Origin of the sequence: Rhizobium sp. SJZ105, from assembly GCF_007828365.1 — a bacterium.
GTDB classification, from domain to species: Bacteria; Pseudomonadota; Alphaproteobacteria; order Rhizobiales; family Rhizobiaceae; genus Agrobacterium; species Agrobacterium tumefaciens.
On the sequence record NZ_VIUP01000001.1, the window covers coordinates 113,839 to 134,530 of the forward strand.

At 56.2% G+C, this 20,692-nt stretch carries 12 protein-coding genes and 1 pseudogene; 8 read left to right on the top strand and 5 right to left on the bottom strand.

Annotation, left to right across the window (positions count from 1 at the left end; translation table 11 throughout):
- Window position 1: 1 nt before the first annotated feature.
- From FB593_RS00640 to FB593_RS00650, 3 genes are all read right to left on the bottom strand, one after another.
- Complete coding sequence (locus tag FB593_RS00640; RefSeq protein ID WP_145166250.1) at window positions 2-2,227, bottom strand: Mu transposase C-terminal domain-containing protein; 2,226 nt, start codon at window positions 2,225-2,227, stop codon at window positions 2-4.
- A 46-nt stretch (window positions 2,228-2,273) separates the two neighbouring features.
- Window positions 2,274-2,912, bottom strand: coding sequence for a hypothetical protein (locus tag FB593_RS00645; protein WP_145166251.1), 639 nt, complete (start codon window positions 2,910-2,912; stop codon window positions 2,274-2,276).
- Window positions 2,913-3,838: 926 nt separating this feature from the next.
- Complete coding sequence (locus FB593_RS00650; protein WP_145166252.1) at window positions 3,839-4,240, bottom strand: hypothetical protein; 402 nt, start codon at window positions 4,238-4,240, stop codon at window positions 3,839-3,841.
- Between the two features lie 455 nt (window positions 4,241-4,695).
- Here FB593_RS00650 and FB593_RS00655 point away from each other — a divergent pair, with 455 nt between their 5' ends.
- Together FB593_RS00655 and FB593_RS00660 are read left to right on the top strand one after the other, a co-directional pair.
- Window positions 4,696-6,426: an ATP-dependent nuclease gene (locus FB593_RS00655; RefSeq protein ID WP_115063016.1), complete on the top strand. Its 1,731-nt coding sequence runs from the start codon at window positions 4,696-4,698 to the stop codon at window positions 6,424-6,426.
- A complete protein-coding gene (locus tag FB593_RS00660) occupies window positions 6,423-7,835 on the top strand; it encodes a UvrD-helicase domain-containing protein (RefSeq protein WP_115063017.1) in 1,413 nt (470 codons plus the stop codon). Before FB593_RS00655 ends, FB593_RS00660 begins: the two co-directional genes overlap by 4 nt.
- A 171-nt stretch (window positions 7,836-8,006) precedes the next feature.
- Here the strand turns inward: FB593_RS00660 and FB593_RS00665 are convergent.
- Window positions 8,007-8,396: pseudogene (locus tag FB593_RS00665) on the bottom strand (arsenical resistance protein ArsH); the annotation flags it as partial.
- A 149-nt stretch (window positions 8,397-8,545) separates the two neighbouring features.
- Here FB593_RS00665 and FB593_RS00670 point away from each other — a divergent pair.
- The 4 genes from FB593_RS00670 to FB593_RS00685 all read left to right on the top strand — a co-directional run bounded on the left by FB593_RS00670 (window position 8,546) and on the right by FB593_RS00685 (window position 13,734).
- Window positions 8,546-9,358 carry a chromate resistance protein ChrB domain-containing protein gene (locus FB593_RS00670; protein ID WP_145166253.1) on the top strand — a complete coding sequence of 271 codons (813 nt, stop codon included), beginning with the start codon at window positions 8,546-8,548 and terminating at the stop codon, window positions 9,356-9,358.
- A 5-nt stretch (window positions 9,359-9,363) separates the two neighbouring features.
- The gene (gene chrA / locus FB593_RS00675) at window positions 9,364-10,764 is read left to right on the top strand and encodes a chromate efflux transporter (protein WP_115063266.1); all 1,401 of its coding nucleotides are present in this window, start codon (window positions 9,364-9,366) and stop codon (window positions 10,762-10,764) included.
- Between the two features lie 334 nt (window positions 10,765-11,098).
- Window positions 11,099-11,716, top strand: coding sequence for a hypothetical protein (locus FB593_RS00680; RefSeq protein WP_115063021.1), 618 nt, complete (start codon window positions 11,099-11,101; stop codon window positions 11,714-11,716).
- 44 nt (window positions 11,717-11,760) lie between these two features.
- Window positions 11,761-13,734, top strand: a complete 1,974-nt coding sequence (locus tag FB593_RS00685; RefSeq protein WP_145166254.1) for an AAA family ATPase — start codon at window positions 11,761-11,763, stop codon at window positions 13,732-13,734.
- Here FB593_RS00685 and FB593_RS00690 read toward each other — a convergent pair.
- On the bottom strand, window positions 13,690-14,265 hold the full coding sequence (locus FB593_RS00690) for a type II toxin-antitoxin system VapC family toxin (RefSeq protein WP_145166255.1): 576 nt from the start codon (window positions 14,263-14,265) through the stop codon (window positions 13,690-13,692). The two genes, FB593_RS00685 and FB593_RS00690, sit on opposite strands and share 45 nt — an antisense overlap.
- 108 nt (window positions 14,266-14,373) lie before the next feature.
- Here FB593_RS00690 and FB593_RS00695 point away from each other — a divergent pair, with 108 nt between their 5' ends.
- Window positions 14,374-14,580, top strand: a complete 207-nt coding sequence (locus FB593_RS00695) for a hypothetical protein (protein ID WP_003495463.1) — start codon at window positions 14,374-14,376, stop codon at window positions 14,578-14,580.
- Window positions 14,581-14,767: 187 nt separating this feature from the next.
- The gene (locus tag FB593_RS00700; RefSeq protein WP_115063027.1) at window positions 14,768-20,314 is read left to right on the top strand and encodes a DUF3320 domain-containing protein; all 5,547 of its coding nucleotides are present in this window, start codon (window positions 14,768-14,770) and stop codon (window positions 20,312-20,314) included.
- Window positions 20,315-20,692 lie beyond the last annotated feature (378 nt).

The following is a 20,692-nucleotide window of genomic DNA, read 5'->3' on the forward strand; positions in this document are numbered from 1 at the left end:
ATCAGTACTCCTCATAGTAGTTGTCAGTCGTTTCGGCAGGAGTCGGCGTTTCGACCGGCGTCTGCTCAACGGCGGCGGCACGCTTCTTCTTCCGCGCATCGCGTTCGCGTTCTGCGTGGAATTCGGGGATCAAACGGGAATCGGAGACCGATCCGTCACGGAGAGGGTCCGCAGGAAGCGCGAAGGCCGTCGTAAGGGTTGGCGCGTCCGCCGACCTCACGGCGACCCACGCGCCGAACAACTCGGCCTCGAGGGCTTCATAGTGTTCGGCCGTCATGTTGCGCGGGGTCAGGTTCGCGCGAAGCGCTGCGGCCCTGCCGCTCTCGGCAAGGCGGTTGATAGTTCGGTTCATCGCGGCGAGACCAGCCTCCGCCTCGGCGGCGTGCTGTGTCCGGAGGTCGTGGCGCGCGACAATCCACTCTGCCAGAGACAGGTTGCGCGCGATATCGACCTTGTTCTCGACGACGAACCACCCCTTGTCACCCCGGACCGCGATGTGCTCCAGATTCTCGGGATCGACCTTGATCTCGAATTCCATCTGTCCGTACTTCTTGCGCTGGCGGTCCAGTTCCTCGTTCGCGTACGGGATGCCCATGAATGGGATGCCGTATTGCCCGATGCGGCGTTTGAACTTCGTACCGAAGACATGCAGCATGAATTCGGGGTCTTGGCTCGGGAACTCGATGTCGTGTTCCTGGGTCGCCCGGACCCAGGCGTTATGCGGAGACGCCCCACCAAGGCCACTGTGCGGCTTGTTGTGGTAGATGTCGCAGATCGCCAGGGTGAAGAGCTGGATCATCTCGTCGACCTGCAGACTGATCTGATGTTCCGGGTTGTAATCACCCTTCTCGGCGATCGACCCGAACGTTCTGCCGTCGAAGAACGACGCGATCAGCGGGCCGATCGAGTGGAACAGGCTCTCGATGAAGGGACGAGCTTTGGGATTGCCCGCCTGCGGCCGGTTAAACGTGATCTTCGCCGCGCGCATGATGCCTTCGACAAGCGCGTTGGCGAATTCCGTGCCGTTGTCGCTGAAGATGTTGCGCGGCTGGACCATCCCGATCCACGGCGTCTCCGCCCCGACGAAGTCGGAAATGTGCCGCTTGTCGGACATGATCATACGGATGGCCGCCGCTGCCGAAACAGCGTTCGGGTTGACGCTCGCCCTGAACGCAAGAATGTAGCGTGTGGCAACATCAATTGCCGCCACGAACCAGATGCGCTTGCCCACCACCGCCTCTTTGTACGATGGCGGAAGGATGTCCCACATCCCGGTTTCAACGAACAGGGTCATGAGATCGACGTTCCAGAAGTCGATCTCGATGCGCTCGCCAACGAACAACGCGGGGATTCCACCTCTCTTCGACATCCCGAAGCGCTTGAGCGCCGAGGCACGACCGTGGCGGCCGTCCCATTTGTCGAACTCGTCGAACTTGGAGATCATTGTCTCGAACTTGTGACGGGTGACCTTCAGGAGTGGCGCGGCGCGCTCTGCATTCACCTTCTCCAAAGCTGCCAGATAATCACGGTAAACCTTAGCCATCGTGGGCTTGCGGTCCGTCATATAGTTGAGGGCTTGCTTGTGGGCGAACGCCGTTGAATCCGCGTCAACCTTGCGAAGGTGCAGGCCAGGACCATGATGGCGGTGGACGATCCCGAGGGTATCGCCGCCGCAGGCGTGATAACGCTTGTAGTCGCGTCGGAACGTCTTCACCGACGGCGTCGGAAAGGTCTTCACTTCGACCATCGCGTCGGCGCGGACGTCGGCGTCCTCGTCATCGAGACCGAGCATCTCGGCGATGATTTCCCTGCGCCAGGCTCTGAGCTTGGCCTCGAACTTTTCCTTCGACCATCGCGGCTTTTTGCCGAGAGTCAGCCATTCTGCATCGAAACGCTTGATGAGCTTCTCGCGAAACAACGCGAGATCACGGCGCTTACCGACAATGTCTGAGAACGTGTTGTCGCCGAAAATCGCGCGCAGACGCTGGTTTTCAGGATCGTTGTAGCCATAGCGGATTTTGGCAGCTCCGCCGGCGAGTTTCGAATAGACCTCACCGTGCAACATGAAGCGTTCGTCGCTGACGTTCGCTTCGTTGCTAAAGGTCCATCCGTCCTCGTCTCGTTTCTTGGGTTTCCAGTTAACGTCGTCATCGGTGAAGCGATCGGCGTGACGCATTCTGACGATGGCGTGGCGGAAGAGGCTCGGTCTCTGGAAGTCGGTCAGCATCGCAGGCTCCTTGAAGGGCGATCAGAAGTCGGGTGATGGGTTGGGGTTATCGGCGGACCATCAGCATGGTCAGATCGTCGATCCGGCCGGGTGTCTCGGTCAGAAGGACACACTCGTCGATCAGCAACAGGAGTGCCGTGCGACGAGCTGCCCGGTTCTCACACCCGCGGAGAAGTTCACCGAAGCGAAAGGGGCCATGAAACTTCTGGACGGCTTCAAAAGCTCGGTCGTATTCGGCGTCGACACGCATTCGACGGGCGCGCAGGATGCGTTCGGCGTTTTCATAAGCACCGTACGTCGCCTCCCGTTCGGTCATGAGACGGATGCCGTGGACTGCGCCAAGCGTCGTCGAGCCGTTCCGGTTCTTCCGGAGGAAGCCTTCCGCCTTGATACGCTTCAGCAAGTCCGCCATCACCTCCGACTTGCGGGCGTGTTTCACCGCGACGGCTACAATCTCGCCATCGTCGAAAACCACGCAGAAGTCACAGATATGCTCGCGCCATACTCCGTCGGCATCGCGATACAGCAGCACCGGGAATTGCGAGTAGATAGCCTTAACGTCTTTGCGGAGCTGGAGGACCTTCGAGACGCGGCGCTCGAGATCGCTCTCGTGATAGACCACCGTTTCCTTGAAGACCGAGAAACCGCGCAGCGTCTTGGCGTGCGTAGCCGGTGGCTTGCGCACGGCACGTTCGGCTACCGGCTCGTTCCAGAACTTGGTTTCAGTCGTCGTTCCTACGACGATTCCGCGTTATTCCGCATTCCACGGCATCGGATGACCCGTTCTCAGCCATACGATTGGCCTGACCGAACGTGCGCGGGTTCTGGATCGCGGGCATGCTCAGGAAACCGAGACCGGCCTTGTGAAGCGCAATGTGTTTGGAAACCTGACGCGCAAAATGCATGAAGCCCTCCTTAGGCTCGAACACGATGACGACATACGGTGCTTCCAGACGGAACTGTCCGTCCGAATGATCACTTTGTTCGTATGCCTATCTCGTTCATGCCTGGCTCCTTAGGTCAGCGATCTCCCAATACCGATTTTTACGGCGTTGCATAGAGTATCAGAGCCAGATCGGGGCCTTTTGTGCCCCGGATTGGTGCACTTCTGCTTGTGTGGTTAACAAGTGGTTACGAAGAGTGATCCTTCCATGAAAGTGCAGCGCTCGTTTACTTGAAAGCAAGCGTTGCGCCGATGGAATTATCATTTCATCATTAGGAGGTTAATTTCGGGTCTGCATATGCTTGAGAACCACAAGAACATTATCCGCACTGCGATCCATGATTATATTGAACGGAAGTGCGGGTCTTCCTCAGAAAAAACATCGTCAAAACCCTACGAGATAGATATAGTTTTATGCTGCGTGGTCCTTGGCGACGTTTCCGCACTTGAAACTTGGATCGTTCGATTGGAGGAAGCTCTGTCGGCGGAAACATCTATTGTGAGTGACGAACTTCTAACCGCGGTGAAGCAACTCTACGTTATGTGGCGAGGTTTCGAGTTGAAGGCTGGTGAGGGAGCCCTTCTTGATTACGTTCATTGTTTAAAGAGTTCGCCACGCCATGTTGTTGGACACGTGAAGATTGCAAATGCAATGGCACTACAAGAATTTAAAAGCCGGGTGAGCGGTGACCCGTATTGGGCTCTCGAGTTGGGGACAGCCTGACCAGAAGCTCGTCTACGCAATAACCTTCGTAGACGGTTTCTCCATCCGCAATCGCCGACAGATAAAGATCGGCATTGACAGTCGCCTGAGCCGTCAACGATCCGCTGTCCGAAGCATAATCCTCCAGGTCTTCCAATGCTCGCAGGAATTTTTCCTTAGCCGCTTTCGCTTGGCGAAAATATTCGAAAGCCGAGGCCGCTTTTGTCCTGCCCTCAGCGCCAGTTCCTTTAGAGATGGCGGCGTGTCCATCGATAACGACCTCATATTCCGGGATGTCTTCGTCTATCTTTTTGAAGCGGGCTTGAATTGACACGTGTGTGACCCCCTTTTGGTGTTCGCCGGGCACGGGAGATAGCGCCAAAAAGTTACCAGCATCTAAAATACGACCTTTGCCCCGTTCGTCGCCATACGCATGCTATCGTGTCAATCAGTACGTGCGATATAAAACCGACACACTGGGCTCAATGACTGCCTCCAGTAGATCAGGAGAGCCGAAACGCCGACGATCGAGCACCAAGGGGGATATTCGCTTTTACAAGAGGGTCGCATCTCATTGATAATCTGACATGGAGATGATTTCTCGTCCGTAAAACCCGATGGTCGCATGGCGATGGTGGCATGTACGGTGTTCTCGGAAACGATGTTTTCCAACGCCCACTACATGCAATGTGAAGCCTTGAAATTGACCTCGCGAATTGATTTGTGGACATCGGGCTTTACCCGCCTGAGTGGCACTCCTCTTCAACGCATTGTGTGGGAAATAGACTTGAGCGAACTATTCAACTGCGAGGTTAGCAGGCAATGCCGGCAATTAGAAAACTAGACATTCGGAATTTTCGGGGCATCAAGAACCTTTCCTGGACTCCCAGCCCTGGATTCAACTGTCTGATAGGACCTGGTGACTCCGGCAAGACGTCCGTGCTTGATGCGATCGATCTATGCCTCGGCGCAAGGCGGATCGTTTCATTCACCGATGCAGACTTCCACAATGTCGACGTATCGGAACCGATATCCATCACGGTAGTCTTGGGTGCGCTTGAAGATGCGCTGAAGAGGATCGACGCATACGGGGACTTCCTGCGGGGTTACAATCCCACAACCAATGATCTCGAGGAGGAGCCGGGGAGCGGCCTCGAAACGACCTTGTGCCTGAGGCTCACGGTGAATCAAGACCTAGAACCGGTATGGACACTGGAATCTTCAAGGGCAGCCGCGAAGGGGCTGGAGCGCAACCTGAAATGGGCGGATAGGGAAAGCTTGTCACCTTTGAGACTTGGCTCGGGAGGCGACGGTCATTTGGCATGGCGTCGTGGATCACTGCTGAACAAGCTCTCGGATGAGAAACCCGACACTTCCGGCGTCCTTTCAGTTGCCGCACGTGATGCCAGAACAGCATTCGGCAATAAAGCCAAGGACCAACTCAAAGACGCCATTGAGATCGTAAATACGACTGCGAAAGGTCTTGGCATCTCGGTGGGTGCAACTGCCACGGCAATGCTCGACATCCACTCCGTCGCTTTTGGCTCCGGGTCCATATCATTGCACGACGAAAGCGGAGTTCCCCTCAGGGGAATGGGAACGGGGTCGAAGCGGTTGCTGACTGCAGGCCTACACAAGGAAGCGTCGAAGTCGAAATCAATTGCCCTGATCGACGAGATCGAAACTGGGTTGGAACCGCATCGCATCGTTCGCTTCTTGAAGTCGCTCGGCTCCAAAGACAAGGAGCCTACCATGCAGGTCTTCGCGACGTCCCATTCGCCGATAGCGCTTCAAGAGCTTTCCTTCAATCAAGTATCTATCGTTCGCCAGGACAATTCACTCGGCCAAACATCCATTCTTTCAGCCACGTCCGACATGCAGGGAGCTTTAAGAGCCACCTCCAGTTCCTTCCTGGCCAAGTCCGTGCTTATCTGCGAGGGGAAGACTGAGATCGGCTTTATGCGAGGCATAGACCTCTTTCGGACGGAGGTGAAGGGGAGGGAGTCCGTGGACGCTGCGGGGGTTTCGTTGCTCGACTGCGATGGTGGATCGGAAATGCGCCCCTTCGAAAGGGCGGCGTCATTTCAGGCACTAGGATATCGGGTTGCCATCTTCATAGACAACGACAGGCCCATTCCCGAAGCTGAGGCAAAAGCCTTCGCGGAGAACGGCGGTTCACTCTTTCACTGGGGGGATGGCCAATCGATAGAAGACGCTATTATCTGCTCTGCCACCAACTCGGTTATTCTAGCGATCTTGGAGGTCGCCGAGCGGCTAAATCCTGATGACCTCGAGTTCATGGACAGCAGGATTAAGTCGGCGTCGGTCGGAAAACTTGATCTTCAAGGTGCCAAGTCCCTTGCAGCATCGGATTGCTTGTCGCCAGAACAGAAGATGTGGATCGCGAAAGCGGCCGGCGGCAAAAAGGGTTGGTTCAAGGATATCGGGCGAATGGAGTCGTTGGCCCGAGACGTGATTGGACCTCAATTCAAAGAATTCGGCGCACCCTTCAAGATAGTGGTTCAATCGATCCTCGCTTGGGCGACCAAATGACGTGCGCGATTCCTGATCTGCTGAAAATCGAGCGTGGATGCATCAGCGCTCCAGCTGGATGCGGCAAAACGCATCTAATAGCGTCGACACTCGCCCGTCATGACGATGAAAAGCCGATTTTAGTTTTAACCCATACCAACGCCGGCGTCGCGGCTCTAAAGAAGCGTCTTGACGGCTTGGCTGTTCCCTCGCGGAATTATCGCCTAGCGACTATCGACGGCTGGGCACTCCAACTGATTTCCACTTTCCCTTGGCGAAGTGGACATCACCCTGAGCTTCTTGAGCTGAAGTCGCCGAGCAGCGATTATGCCGCGCTCAAGGTCCACACCCTGTCATTGTTGAATGCGGGCCACGTCGACGACGTCTTGAAGGCTAGCTACTCACGACTGTTTGTCGATGAGTACCAGGACTGTATGAAGCCACAGCACGACATCGTGGTAGCTTTAGCTGGCCTCCTCCCCACTTGCGTCCTTGGGGATGATCTACAGTGCATCTTTGGTTGGTCGGGTCCCAAGGTTGAATGGCAGGAGGTCTTGGATTTCTTCCCGCTGGTCGGAGAACTCGACACTCCCCATCGATGGGACAACGTGGGATGCCACGAACTCGGGCAATGGTTGCTGGACATTAGGCCGCTGCTTCGCACAGGCTCTTCAATCGACTTGTCGTACGCCCCGAAGGAAGTCGAATGGGTTCAAATCTCAGGCCCTTCGGACTCTGCAACGTTGTTGAAAGCAGCCCGAACGGCCGCGCCCGTCAAGGGTGGCTCGGTCCTTATTCTCTGCGCTGGCAAAAATAAAAAACGGCAGCAGGAGGTAGCTCGGCACACGCCAGGCGCGGTGGTCGTCGAGACTGTCGATTTGACAGATTTCATCACGTTCGCCGAGACGTTCTCGTTTGGCGATCCCGCCGCGACCAACCGCCTGATCGACTTCGCCGCGACGGTCATGACGGGCGTCGATGGGACTTCGATGAAGGCGAGGATCAAATCACTGGGTAACGGGACCGCAATCAAAGAGGCAACCGATGCAGAGCAGGCAGCTTTGGACTTCGCGTCACTTCCTACACCCGCTAATGCAAATATGCTGCTTGTGGAGATAAACAAGCAAGCAGGAGTGAGGCCACATCGCCCGGCCATTCTCTCAGCCTGCCTCCGGGCACTCAATTCCTGCGACAATGCGGAGGGATTTCACGAGCTAGCGATCGCTGTTCGTGAACAACAAAGAGTGGTTGGGCGCGAAATCAAGGGTCGTGCAGTGGGGAGTACCCTCCTTTTGAAAGGGCTCGAGGCAGACGCTGCTGTATTGTTGGATACGCTTTCCTTCTCGGCACAAGACTTGTACGTCGCGCTCACGCGCGGTGCTCGCAAGGTAGTGGTTTGTTCCGAAACCAGCGTCATCAAACCCAAGTGACCTTATCTCGTCGAGAGGATCGCATCGCTTCGAGACTGGGGTATCCGCTTTGGACTAGAAGCGGACAAGGAGTTGTTTCGCAATGTTTCCAACAGCAATGAGCGCTATTGGAAACATTGCGCCGTCGTCCATTTAGCGCAGTGGCTGGCGACGAGAAGGCAGGAGGAGTCACTAGATCAACCTCAACGACACACGCTTCTCCAGTTCTGCCGCGTGTTCCTTCCGCTCGCCGTAGCGGTCCGTCAGGTATGTTGAGGCGTCCCGTATCAGTAGCTTGAACTTCACCAGTTCCTCGCAGATGTCTACCACGCGGCCGTAGTAAGAAGATGGCTCCACCCTGCCTTCGGAGTCGAACTCCTGGTCGACCTTGGCGACAGACGACTGGTTCGGGATCGTGATCATCTACATCCAACGACCGAGCACACGCATCTGGTCCAGCGCGTTGAAGGACTTGCTGCCACCGCAGTCTTCCGTGATCGCCAGCGTCTTTCCTTGCGTCGGCGGGATCAATCCGAGGGACAGCGGAATCAAGTCGATCTGAACCCTGATGATGCCCGTCATCTGAAATTATGTGGGCGCAATCAGGTGAGCGCCAGCCTTGACATCGAGGTGTTACGGTGCAAATTCTTGTGCATGGGGTAGCGATCGCCCCACGAGGCCACGGCCAAAGAATCGCGTCCTTTGAACCCGATAAACCGGAGGGACGCGCTATGCCGTCATTTCTTGAAATTACATCCGACAAGCTAAACCGCATCATCGGCACGCCCAACGCGCCGATGATTATCGATGTGCGCAACGACGAGGACTTTGCTGCCGATCCCCGACTTATACCGGGGTCGGTGCGTCGCGATTACCGCACCGTTACCGAATGGGCTCAAGAGTTGAATGGACCGTCCGTTGTTCTTTGCCAGAAAGGCCAGAAGCTTGGCCACGGCGTTGCCGCTCATCTTCGGGCCGCTGGCAAAGTTGCCAAGGTACTCGAAGGTGGATTTGAGGCATGGCGTGAATCAAAGGCCGCACTTGTCCCTGATGAAAGTCTGCCACCCCGTGACGGCCGCGGGCGGACTTTGTGGGTCACTCGCTCGCGGCCGAAGATCGACAGGATTGCCTGTCCGTGGCTGATCAGGCGTTTCGTCGACCCGTCAGCGGTGTTCCTGTTTGTCCCCGCCGCAGAAGTCTCGGCAGTTGCCGACCGGTTTAATGCCACACCCTTTGACATTGAAGAGGTATATTGGAGTCATCGCGGCGAACTATGCACCTTCGACGTCATGGTCGAAGAGTTCGGCCTCGGGACCGAACCCATGCTCCGCCTTGCGACGATTGTTCGGGGGGCAGATACGTCGCGGCCGGACCTGGCCCCCGAAGTTGCAGGCCTGCTGGCAGCGTCGCTCGGCCTGTCTCGCATGTTCAACGACGACCTCGAGCAACTCGAAGCGGGCATGACACTCTATGACGCATTCTACAGATGGTGCCGTGACGCGAGCGATGAAACTCACAATTGGCCCAATCCGAGGAAGGGATGACGGCCATGACTGACCTCACGAAGACCAGCGTTCGCGTGGACGCAGCAGGCGATGACATCGTTCCGCTCTCGGAAGCAATAAAGGTGTGGGCGCGTGTGGCGGCGCTCAGCTTCGGCGGCCCCGCTGGCCAGATCGCGGTTATGCACCGCATCGTGGTCGACGAGAAACGTTGGGTGGGTGAACACCGATTCCTCCACGCGCTCAACTACTGTATGCTCCTGCCAGGGCCGGAGGCCCACCAACTCGCCATCTACATCGGCTGGCTACTGAACAAGACAAAGGGCGGCATGATTGCTGGCCTTCTGTTCGTGCTACCGGGTTTCCTCTCGATTCTGGCGCTCAGCTACATCTATGTGATCTTCGGCGACGTAACCGCAATCGAAGGCATGTTCTTCGGACTGAAATGCGCCGTCCTTGCTGTCGTCGTACAGGCGGTAGTCCGCATCGGCAGCAGGGCGCTCAAGAACAAGGTGACGGTCGCTATAGCTGCGGCGGCCTTCGTTGCGATCTTCTTTCTCCACGTGCCGTTCCCGATCATCATTATCGCTGCCGGTATAAGTGGATATTTGGGAGGTAGGGCGGGCTTCGGCGCTTTCAAAGCTGGCGGGGGCCACAAGTCCGGATCGGACAAGATACTCGAAGATAGGGACTCTGTCCTCGGTGAGGAAATCCCGGATCACGCCAAGCCTAACCTTTTATGGTCGTTGAAGACTTCGGGCGCTCTGGCGGTGCTCTGGCTCATTCCAGTCGCGGCACTCGTCCTCGTACTCGGTTGGGACAACGTTTTTGCGAAGATCGCCCTGTTCTTCAGTCAGATGGCTGTTGTGACGTTCGGCGGGGCCTATGCAGTCCTGGCCTATGTCGCGCAGGCTGCCGTGGAAAACTATGGCTGGCTTCGTCCAGGCGAAATGCTTGATGGTCTCGGCATGGCGGAGACGACTCCCGGTCCCCTCATCATGGTCACGCAGTTCGTCGGGTTTTTGGCTGGTTACCGCGATCCGGGCACGTTGGCTCCGTTAACCGCAGCGACCCTCGGTGCGATATTGACGACGTGGGTAACGTTCCTGCCGAGCTTCCTTTGGATTTTCGCCGGAGCGCCGTTTATCGAGAAGATGCGCGGCAACTCGGCGCTCGGCGGCGCAATGTCAGCAATCACTGCGGCTGTGGTCGGCGTTATTCTCAACCTTGCGGTCTGGTTCGGGCTTCACGTGCTATTTTCCGACGTCAGGTCCGCTGCGTTCGGCCCACTCATACTGGACGTACCCGTGCTCGGTTCGCTCATACTGCCATCTCTGGTCCTGACGGTCTTGGCGGCCATCGCCATTTTTAGGCTCAAGCTGTCGGTAATTACGACTTTGGCCATATCGGCCTTGCTTGGGATCGGCTGGACATTGGCGGTGGCGTGAAGCGTCCCAAGGCGTTCATTCTGCGCTTCTCAAGGAAGCCAGCGACGACAAGGGTTCCGTCTGCTCGGTGTACGGTAAGGAATGCGAGACCTGCCAACTCGGACGCCGACTGATGGTCAAGGTCATTGTCTATCACTGTTACCGTGTGTCATCTCCATAGAAGGTTTACTCATCGCGAGATTGAAAAACCGCCTCCTATGATCATTGACTCTTTTCGTTTTGTTCTCTAATTGTTCGCGCATGAAAAATATGGCCCGCCTCATACGAATAGGTTGATCTCTGCCCGCCGCAATAATTGCGGCGTCGATCAACCGTGTTTAGTTTGAGGTTCCACATGGGTATCGCACAGAGCGCGAAAGGACTTCGCGCAAGCCGTCATTCGGCATCTATTCGCACATTCCATCCAACCGCTACCATTAAATGCGACGGCGCTCCGATTTTTCGATCCCAAGCGGCGCGCGATGTCGCTTGCTTGCTGGATATCAATACGGCCGTCGTTTCGTGGTACTGCATGCCCGTTTCCTTGGATTGTGACCACGTAGCTCACGTCCCCGATTTTGGCATCTTGAACAATGACGGTGGTAGGATACTTATCGACAGTCCGGACAAGGTACTACCGTTCGACGCCGACAGAATTGCAGCCGTCGCTGAAAGAGCTGGCTTGCGCTACCGCCGTCTGCTCGCCGATGAAGTTTACGAGGGTCCACGTCTTCAGAATGCAAAGGACCTGCTGTCGTACGGAGGCAACGTACTCGCGCTGGGAGACCGCCTGCGGGTGCTTGCGGTCCTAAATGAGCACGGCAATCTAACAGTCGCCGAATGCCTGACAGTTTTCACCGAAACCAAGCCAGTTGCCGGACTGGCCCAGATGATCCTGCGTGGTTTCGTCGAAGTCGATCTTGATACGGAATTACTCGGCCCCGAGACAATGGTGCGGCGGATACGGACCTGACCGGCCGTAAGCGTCATCATCATTCCCCGTGTTCCGAGGCATCCATGCAGTCTTATAGCGATAACCTGATCGCCAATCGCGATCCGTTCCATAGCTCGAAGTACGAGCTTACCTTGCCGACCCATCTAGCCATCATCGCAATGTCGAGATCGATCCGCCAGTTGCTGAAAAGGCGATCGTCGTTCGTCGCCGCTTTCGTCATGCCGCCTAAGGCTGATGTTCATGCCCACAAGATGGCAGCGAAATATCTGCTCGAAGGGATTGTTCCGATCGGTGGTGAGCATGGCAACAACTACGTTCTCGTCATCGGCGAAGAGACTGAACTTGCCGACGATTTCCAGGCGTTCAGAAAACTTCGAGAACTCAAGCGGGCGATCATTCTTCTCCAGGACGAGGAGCTTCTGTCTGACGAGGTCCGCATCGTCGCTGATATCGTGGTCTCTTTGGCCCTACCGGCTCCGAACGATTATCGGATCGCGGCGCAGCGGATGAGGCTCGGGACTATCACGAATGTCGATGCCGATTTTTTGGCGCACCAATCTCCCAAGCGGGTCGAACTCGGTTGGCGGCGCGGACGATCCGTGGCTGTGAGCATCGGGCGACTCCGCCGGTATCCTCATATCGAGAAAGGAAAGCGTTCCTCTGACTCCTTATCGGCGGGGCCAAGCCTGCACGACCTATCCGGATACGGTGAGGCTAAAACATGGGGTCTCGAACTCACCGAGGACTTGTCAGCATGGAAGGCCGGGAGACTTGCCTGGCACGATGTCGATCGCGGCGTCCTGCTTTCGGGTCCTCCGGGATCGGGCAAGACGTCCTACGCGACGGCTTTGGCAAGAACCTGTAACGTTCCCCTAGTCCTCGGGTCGGCGGCTCGATGGCAGGCGACGGGTCACCTCGGCGATATGCTGAAGGCAATGCGGAAGGCGTTTGCCGAGGCTGCGCGCCAGGCACCGTCGATCCTTCTGATTGATGAATTCGACAGTTTCACCAGCCGCGACGACAGAACCGGCAGTAGCAACGATAACTACCATCGTCAGGTCGTCAACGCCCTTCTGGAACTTTTGGACGGCGCTCAGTCACATGAAGGCGTTATCGTAATCGGTGCGACGAACCGCCCGGAGATTATCGATCCGGCGCTTCTTCGGGCAGGACGCTTGGAACGCCATTTCTCGATTTCTCTCCCGGATGAAGCGGCACGCCATGACATCTACCGTTTTTACCTCCGGGGAGACCTTGCCGACGAAGCGCTGGACGACGTGGTGTCGGTAAGCGACGGCTGGTCTGGTGCCGACATCGAAAGGTGTGTCCGTAATGCCCGACGCCATGCGAGAAGAGCAAAACGTTCGATGTTGCTCCGTGATCTCGTCGCTGCCTTGCCACCAGTCGTGCCGATCCCGATGGCGGTACAGCGCTGTGTCGCCGCGCACGAGCTTGGCCATGCGATCCTCGGTGTCCTGCTCGACGCAGACCCACTGATGTCGGTTTCGATTCAGAGAAGCATTCAAGTCGGCCGGTCCTCGCAATCTCTGGGCCACACGGAATTCGAAGAGCGGCTGTTTAGTCGGAAGACTTCGGCGCACCTCCGAAACAAGGTTGCTACATTGCTTGGCGGTATCGCCGCAGAAGAGCTGCTATTCGGCGAATTTGGGAATGGAGCCGGTGGCGATCCCTCCGCAGACCTCAATCGCGCGACAGACTTGGCAACAATGTTGGAAATCAAGTGGGGTCTTGGGAAAACGCTGTCTGTCGAACCTGGCGACAGTCCACGTGAATTGTCGGCATTCCGTCACCGCCGCAAGGCTCTCAGAAAATCAGTCGAGGCGACATTGCAGGCGGAGTTTCGGCGCGCGAAATCCCTGCTCGAAGAACATAGGGATGCCCTTCTCGATCTTCATGCCGGTCTTTTGCGGGAGGGCAGTTTGGCCGCCGCGGTGGTCAGAGCTGCCGTAGAAAGGAGCGAGAGCTTCGGTCTACCTCATAAAGCCAAAACCGCTGGATACGAACTCGGGCAATGAAGGCGGCGTCATTCCGTAATCGTCGTTGGGTATCACAGCGTGGCATGGAACGTGCCATTGAACTTCAACGGGGTGAAAAACGCCCGGTAACGGGAAGTACCTGTCGATCAGGATGAAATCTTTTACGTTGAAGGAAGCGATCGGCATCTGATGGGTGATCGACAGGGCTGCGAACAGAAGATCGTGTCCGATCTTATCTTTTTTCTGCTCCGGGCTTGGTACATAGAGGTGCCTGAGCGGCCCGACGGTTGTCATTTCGGCATAGAGATTGGCGGCTTTGGCTGTGAGTTCGGCGAACTGGAAGTCCACGGAGAGGATGTCATCAATCCAGTTGTGGAGTCGTTGCGCTTTTTGTGGATCGTGTTTCAAGGCCAGATGGGCACCCCGCCTCAACTCTGCTATAGCGGGGAACGAGATGGCGAGTGAATCTGCTCCCATGGCTTTCATCCAGGCACGCAATCCTGGCGGAGGTCGTTGCAAACCGGCATTGCTCAGGATGTTCGTATCCAGCAAAAAAATGGGGCCTGCCATTTCGAAACCCTCGGACGTAAACGGAATCACCAAAGGTCGTAACCGGCATGTGCCGGTTTTCCGTAAACGTCGAAGTATAGAAGTCGTAATTCGAAAATTGGAGAGACGGTGACGATGTCACGAACCTGGACGATCGATGAAGCATCTGCCGACCTGCCGAGCCTTCTGGAAGCGGCACGCACGTCGTCGCAATACATCATTGTCCCCGATGGCAAGTTCGAGGTGTCGTTCAGGCAAACAGGGCGAAAATCCCTAGACGATATCTTGGATAAAGAAGGCCCGCTGAAGCCGGAGGACATCGCGCCTCAAGCGTAGGTCTAAGCAGAGGATACTAACATATACAGATTTTCGGGCCATTGGGCCTTCATGCCTCCACCGCCGGCAGTCTCAGACATGCTGTGAAAAAGTCGGAGGAATACTGCAAGTTGTTATCGTCTTTTCGGTGTTGCTACTAGACGTTCTAATTTGATTGTGCATTCTCACTGGAAGCAGGGGGCTTGCCATGACAAATTTGATTTCTGACATAGACCAAAACGCTGAGAATTCGGTTTTCCAGAGCACGCTTTCAGTTGAAGCAAAGATTGAGCGGGCGAGAACAGAGTTGCTTGATTTTTCGGCTCGTAACCGCCTGCTAAATGTCCCGCGGTTCTCAAAAAGCGCGAAGACCGTCGATATCGTCGACGAGCGTTCTTCAGAAGTGTTCCGCATCCTTGTGAGCGAAGGCAAGGCGATGACCTTTCTCGCAGGTGCGAAGGGTCGTGACTCCAAAAACGGGGAAGGTTCGGAAGACCTGATCGAACTCGCACTACCTGATGATGACGACAGAGATGAGAGCGGCCGCCTCATAAGGCACGGCGACACCAAACTCCAGACACGGATGACTCCGAACGCACTCCAGAAACGCCTGCTCGATCTTTACTTCGACGCGAGGACCCTCGAAGAAGAGCAGGGGGTCAACATCCTCTATCTTGGCCTCGGTACGTTGAAATGGATCGATCCCAACAATGCCGAGAACATCCGATATGCCCCGCTCATTCTTGTTCCGGTTATGCTGGAGCGCGGTAGCGCAGCTGAGCGGTTCAAACTGAAAGCGCGACAGGAGGACTATGCCTCCAACTTGTCACTTGAGGGTTTTCTTGATCGCGTCCACAAGATCACGATGCCGGTGTTCGACGCAACCGATCAATTTTCCTTTGACGATTATGCCGCGCAGGTGGCTGCGGCGATCTCCATTAAGCCGAATTGGTGTGTTCAACCCGACGACATCGTCCTCGGGTTCTTTTCATTCGCAAAATTCCTGATGTACAGGGACCTCGACCCTAGCCTCTGGCCGCAGAACGCCAAGTTCACCGATCGCCCACTTATTACGTCCCTTGTTTCAAACGGGTTCACCACGGGCGAGGAGTTGTTGTCCGAGGACGCGAATATCGACGTGCATATATCTCCGAGTGAAATGACGCACATTGTCGATGCGGATAGTTCACAGACGGCCGCGATCCACGAAGTCCGAAAGGGGCGTGATCTCGTGATTCAGGGACCCCCGGGAACTGGAAAGTCTCAGACGATTGCGAACATTATCGCCGCTGCGGTGGCAGATGGTAAGACTGTTCTCTTCGTGGCCGAAAAGATGGCAGCTCTCGAAGTTGTCAAACGTCGTCTTGATAACGCCGGAGTGGGAGATTCCTGCCTCGAGCTGCATTCGAACAAGGCAAACAAGCGTGCTCTTCTAATGGAGCTCCAGCACACCTGGGAACTGGGTGCTCCTCGGGGCGAGTCTGCGGATGCGCTGAACAGGAGCCTGGTTGATGCGCGCGACAGCCTGAATAGTCACGCCGCACGTCTCCACGAAAAATATCAACCGTACGGTCTCACGCCATTTCAGGTGATTGGACATCTGTCGCGGTTGCGACGGTTCGGAATGCCGCCATCGGATATTGAGCTTTCAGATGCAGTCAACTGGACGCCTGACAATCGCGAGCGGGTTGTCGCGCTGTTGAATGAACTCGCACAGCGCATCGACGATATCGGGCTTCCCTCGGCACATCCGTGGCACGGCGTCGGCCTCACAGGAATTACACCTCTCGATCTCGAACGACTGGTCGCCCGATTAAAGGACGCCAAAGCTTTTTCTGAGCGTGTGATAGAGGGGACGAGATCAGTCACGGAGGCGCTGGAGGCGGAGCCTTCGAAAACCTTCACAACATTTACCGCAAGCGTTGCGCTTGCTGAACGCCTCGCAACAAGACCTCAAGATGTAGATCACGAGGCGCTTGGAAATACCGTGTGGGCAGAAATGCTCCCCGACGTAGATCGCTTGATCAAGGACGGCGCGGAATACTGCCGGCTTGCCGCCGAAGTTGATAAAACGATGGTTGAAGCAGCCTGGAGTGTCGATCCTGCTTCGCTGATCAGTGTGTTTCGGCGTCTACCCTCGCACTTCCCACAATCAGGCTTTGGAACGATTGCACAATTGAATGGGCTAATCCCGCGCTTTTTAAGCGCGGCGGTGTCGCTGGGAACGACGCTCGGGGTCAAGGCATCGCCGACTCTCGGATCGATTTCACGATTGGTTACGATTGGCGATCGCGTTGCCGAAGCGCCCGATGTCAGCCCAGACGCTTTCGTAGCAGCAATTTGGGAACGTGGATTGGAGCAGGCGGGGGACCTCGCCGAAGCAGTAGCAACGTACCGCAATATCCGGACGGAATTGGCGGGAAAAATCGCAGACCAAGGCTGGGATATGGATTTAATTCCCACCCGCACGGCGGTGGCGATGCACGGAGACCGCTTTCTCAAGTTCCTCAGCGGGGACTGGAGAAAGGCAAAGGCGCTGCTAAAAACTGTGATGCCAGAGACGCCGCCCGCAGAAACCGTCCGTATTCTCGATCTCCTTCAAAAGGGCAAAGATGCCCGCAATGCGATCAGAGAGGGTGACGGTCTTGGACGCTCGGCATTCGGAGCCGACTGGCGCGGCGAAAAATCTGATCCACGTCCACTCGAGAGCCTGGTCCTTTGGATGAGGAGCCTACGAGGCGTGGGATCGGAAGCGCGGGCGATCGCGGGTAGGCTGACAGATAAATCAGCGGTGGCGTCTCGCTGTGAGCAGGTCCGGGCTTTGCTTGATGAAACTCGTCGAGCACTTCTTTCTCTTTGGACAGACATGGGATCGGGTAATACTGACTTTTTCGGCGGTTCGTCGGACGTCGACGAGATATCTTTGCTCCAATCCGCGCCTGCAATTACCGATCTGACGAATGCGGATGCGGCGTTTTCGGACTTGCTTGATGTGCCGCTTACTGATGCCGCAGCCCGAGTGAAAGCCCTCGGAACCCTCGCGACGGCGCAGCGTTGCAAGCAAACGCTGGAAACCAGCAATGCCGTTGGCGTCGCTGCGTTCGGCTCGCTTTGGTCAGGAGCGACCTCGAACTGGCCGAAGCTCTCCCAAGTCTACGCTTGGTCGACCTCAAATGCTGACATTCGCAAGCTGGCGTCTCGGGTCGATGACCCAAGTTCGATTTACGCTCATGCCAAGGAAGCATATGCCCTCGGGAAAGAGTTCCTTGATCGGATGTCGGAACTCTTGGTATTTCTGAAATCGGATACCGAGACGCTGTTCGGCGTGGGCGTGGTAGCTGATGCCCCACTTGATGAAATGATCCGAAAGTTAGTTGATTGGATTGCCAACGAGGAGCAACTTTCGAAGTTTGCGGCATTTAACGGTAGAGCAAAGGAGGCTGCAGACGCCGGCGTTGCGGAGATCGTTGCTCGCCTGGAGGATGGACGTCTAACAACGGCGAACGTCATTCCGTATTTCGACATGGCTTACTACGAGGCGTTGCTGAGGGACCAGCACGGCAGGACCCCGGAACTCGCGCGGTTCGACGGGGAAGTACACAATCGGCTTGTCGCCGATTTTGCCAACCTTGATCTCGGCCGTATGAAGCACTCGAAGCTGGAAGTCGTCCGCGCCCACCACCGCAAGATTCCTTCTGTCAGTGGTATCGGCCCGGTAGGAGTCCTGCGTGGCGAAATGGCACGCCGTCGAAACCATATGCCGATCCGGCAATTGATGCAGCGCGCGTCTCCCGCAATCCAGGCGCTCAAGCCCGTCTTCATGATGAGCCCGCTTTCCATTGCCCAGTTTCTTCCCCCAGGTGTTATTGAGTTCGACCTTCTCGTGATGGACGAGGCAAGTCAGATACAGCCCGTTGATGCGTTGGGGGCGGTTGCGCGCGCGAAACAGGTCGTGGTCGTCGGTGACGAACGCCAGCTTCCGCCAACGATGTTCTTTTCGAAAATGACATCCGACGGATCGGAACAGGATGACGAAGATGACGGCGCGAAGGTGTCGGATATCGAAAGCATCCTCGGGCTGTTCTCCGCGCGAGGTCTTCCGAGCCGTATGTTGCGGTGGCACTACCGTAGCCGTCACCAATCGCTGATCGCAGTATCGAACAGCCAGTTCTATGAGAACAAGCTTTTCATCGTACCCAGTCCTTATACGGCGGAGGCCGGTATGGGACTACGCTTCCACCACGTCCCAAGCGGTGTGTTCGAGGACAGCGTGAACAAGGTCGAGGCGAAGGTGGTTGCCGAAGCTATCATCAGGCATGCGCTTGAGACGCCACATCTCTCGTTAGGCGTAGCCGCATTTTCGATAAAGCAGCGTCGAGAAATTCAGGACCAACTTGAACTGCTTCGTCGCCTCAATCCGGAAACGGAGCCCTTCTTTCACTCACATCCAACAGAACCGTTCTTCGTCAAGAACCTCGAAAACGTGCAGGGCGACGAGCGCGACGTCATCCTAATCTCGGTGGCTTACGCGAAGAATGCCCAAGGTTACATGAGCATGCGCTTCGGTCCGCTCGGGGCGGAGGGCGGCGAACGCCGGCTCAATGTGCTCATCAGCCGTGCAAAGCAGCGCTGTGAGGTCTACGCCTCGATTACGGACGAGGATATCGATCTTGAGCGTGGCAAGGGCAAAGGTGTCTTCGCATTCAAGCTGTTCCTCCACTATGCGCGCACGGGAAGGCTATCAATGGCTGCTCGGGCCGATCGCGGGATGGATAGTGTGTTCGAAGAGCAGGTCATGGCCGCACTTCAGGGCCGGGGTTATCAGGTCCATCCGCAAGTCGGGATCGCCGGGTTCTTCATCGATCTGGCAGTTGCAGATGATCAGGTTCCGGGGCGCTACCTTGTGGGAATCGAGTGCGACGGTGCATCTTATCATAGCGCGCGATCGGCCCGCGAGCGCGACCGGCTACGTCAGGCGGTACTTGAGGATCACGGTTGGAACATACACCGTATCTGGAGTTCTGATTGGTTCCAGCGACCGAAGGCGGAGCTCGAGCGTCTCATTGAAGCAATCGAGCGGGCAAAAACCGACGCTATTGCGGGAGGTAACGGTCCAGCAGCGAGGAAGCGTGCTGTGCCTGTTGAGGTCGTTACAATTGATCGAGTGGACGTTACTGAAATAGGGCTGCAGGAGGTGGGGTCGGGCGTTGACGTCAACATACCCTATGAAGAAGTCTCTTTGTACGTAAATACGTCGTCAGAACTGCATGAAGCCTCTTTGTCAGTGATAGGTTCGCTGGTGAAGAGCGCGGTTAAAACGGAGAGCCCTATTCACAGTGGTGAAGTCATCACCCGTATTCGGACCGCGTGGGGTCTACAGCGTGCGGGTGGCCGGATTGAAGCGCACGTTAATCAAGCTATCAAGCTTTTAGTCGACCGTAGAGAAGTCGTTCGATCTGGTCAGTTTCTTCTTGAACCCGATTCCGAAATCAGACTGCGCGATCGCAGTTCGGCATCCTCTCCTAGCCTCCGTCGGCTCGAGTTGCTTCCTCCTATGGAGATCGACCATGGCCTCAAGACAATCATTGATCAAAGTCTTGGTGGTACGGAGGAGCAGGCAATCAACGCTGTTGCTCGTGGGCTCGGTTTTAAGGCGACAAGCGCGCAACTTCGAGAGATCATTCGCGGGCGTATTGAGGTCCTCGTTACACGAGGCGAGCTAGAAAAGCGGGATGGAATGTTGGTGACTGTCTAGGTAGCTCTGATTGGGTCATGATTTATGTTAGCGCAAAGATGCGACCCGGCACTATGAGAGGGGTTCGACAAAGGATAGAGGTACTGTGGCGGCGGAAGTCTATGTGCTGCTCTACTATGCCCCCGGCAAGGCATGTCAGTTCGATTCGAGCCACGAAGCGGTCTTGATCTAGGTCGTGACGACGACGCTGAAGGTTGCCCATGTCCGGCTCTGCCAAAGTCAGACGCTCAAATGGTTCGGAAGGCCGGCAAAAATACGGGTTGAAGTATTTTGGTTGAGGCAGCGTTAAACTGCCCACTGCGCCATAAATGTTGGCATAATTTGTTCATTGGACGCGATCAGTTTGTTGCTGATGCATGAGCGCGCCAAACGTTGGAT

Bases quoted from the DNA above. Each gene is read 5' to 3' on its own strand.
- FB593_RS00660 (WP_115063017.1), top strand. From the start codon at position 6,423: ATGACGTGCGCGATTCCTGATCTGCTGAAAATCGAGCGTGGATGCATC.
- FB593_RS00670 (WP_145166253.1), top strand. From the start codon at position 8,546: ATGCCGTCATTTCTTGAAATTACATCCGACAAGCTAAACCGCATCATC.
- FB593_RS00700 (WP_115063027.1), top strand. From the start codon at position 14,768: ATGACAAATTTGATTTCTGACATAGACCAAAACGCTGAGAATTCGGTT.
- FB593_RS00685 (WP_145166254.1), top strand. From the start codon at position 11,761: ATGCAGTCTTATAGCGATAACCTGATCGCCAATCGCGATCCGTTCCAT.
- FB593_RS00640 (WP_145166250.1), bottom strand. From the start codon at position 2,227: ATGCTGACCGACTTCCAGAGACCGAGCCTCTTCCGCCACGCCATCGTC.
- FB593_RS00655 (WP_115063016.1), top strand. From the start codon at position 4,696: ATGCCGGCAATTAGAAAACTAGACATTCGGAATTTTCGGGGCATCAAG.
- chrA (WP_115063266.1), top strand. From the start codon at position 9,364: ATGACTGACCTCACGAAGACCAGCGTTCGCGTGGACGCAGCAGGCGAT.
- FB593_RS00690 (WP_145166255.1), bottom strand. From the start codon at position 14,265: ATGGCAGGCCCCATTTTTTTGCTGGATACGAACATCCTGAGCAATGCC.
- FB593_RS00680 (WP_115063021.1), top strand. From the start codon at position 11,099: ATGGGTATCGCACAGAGCGCGAAAGGACTTCGCGCAAGCCGTCATTCG.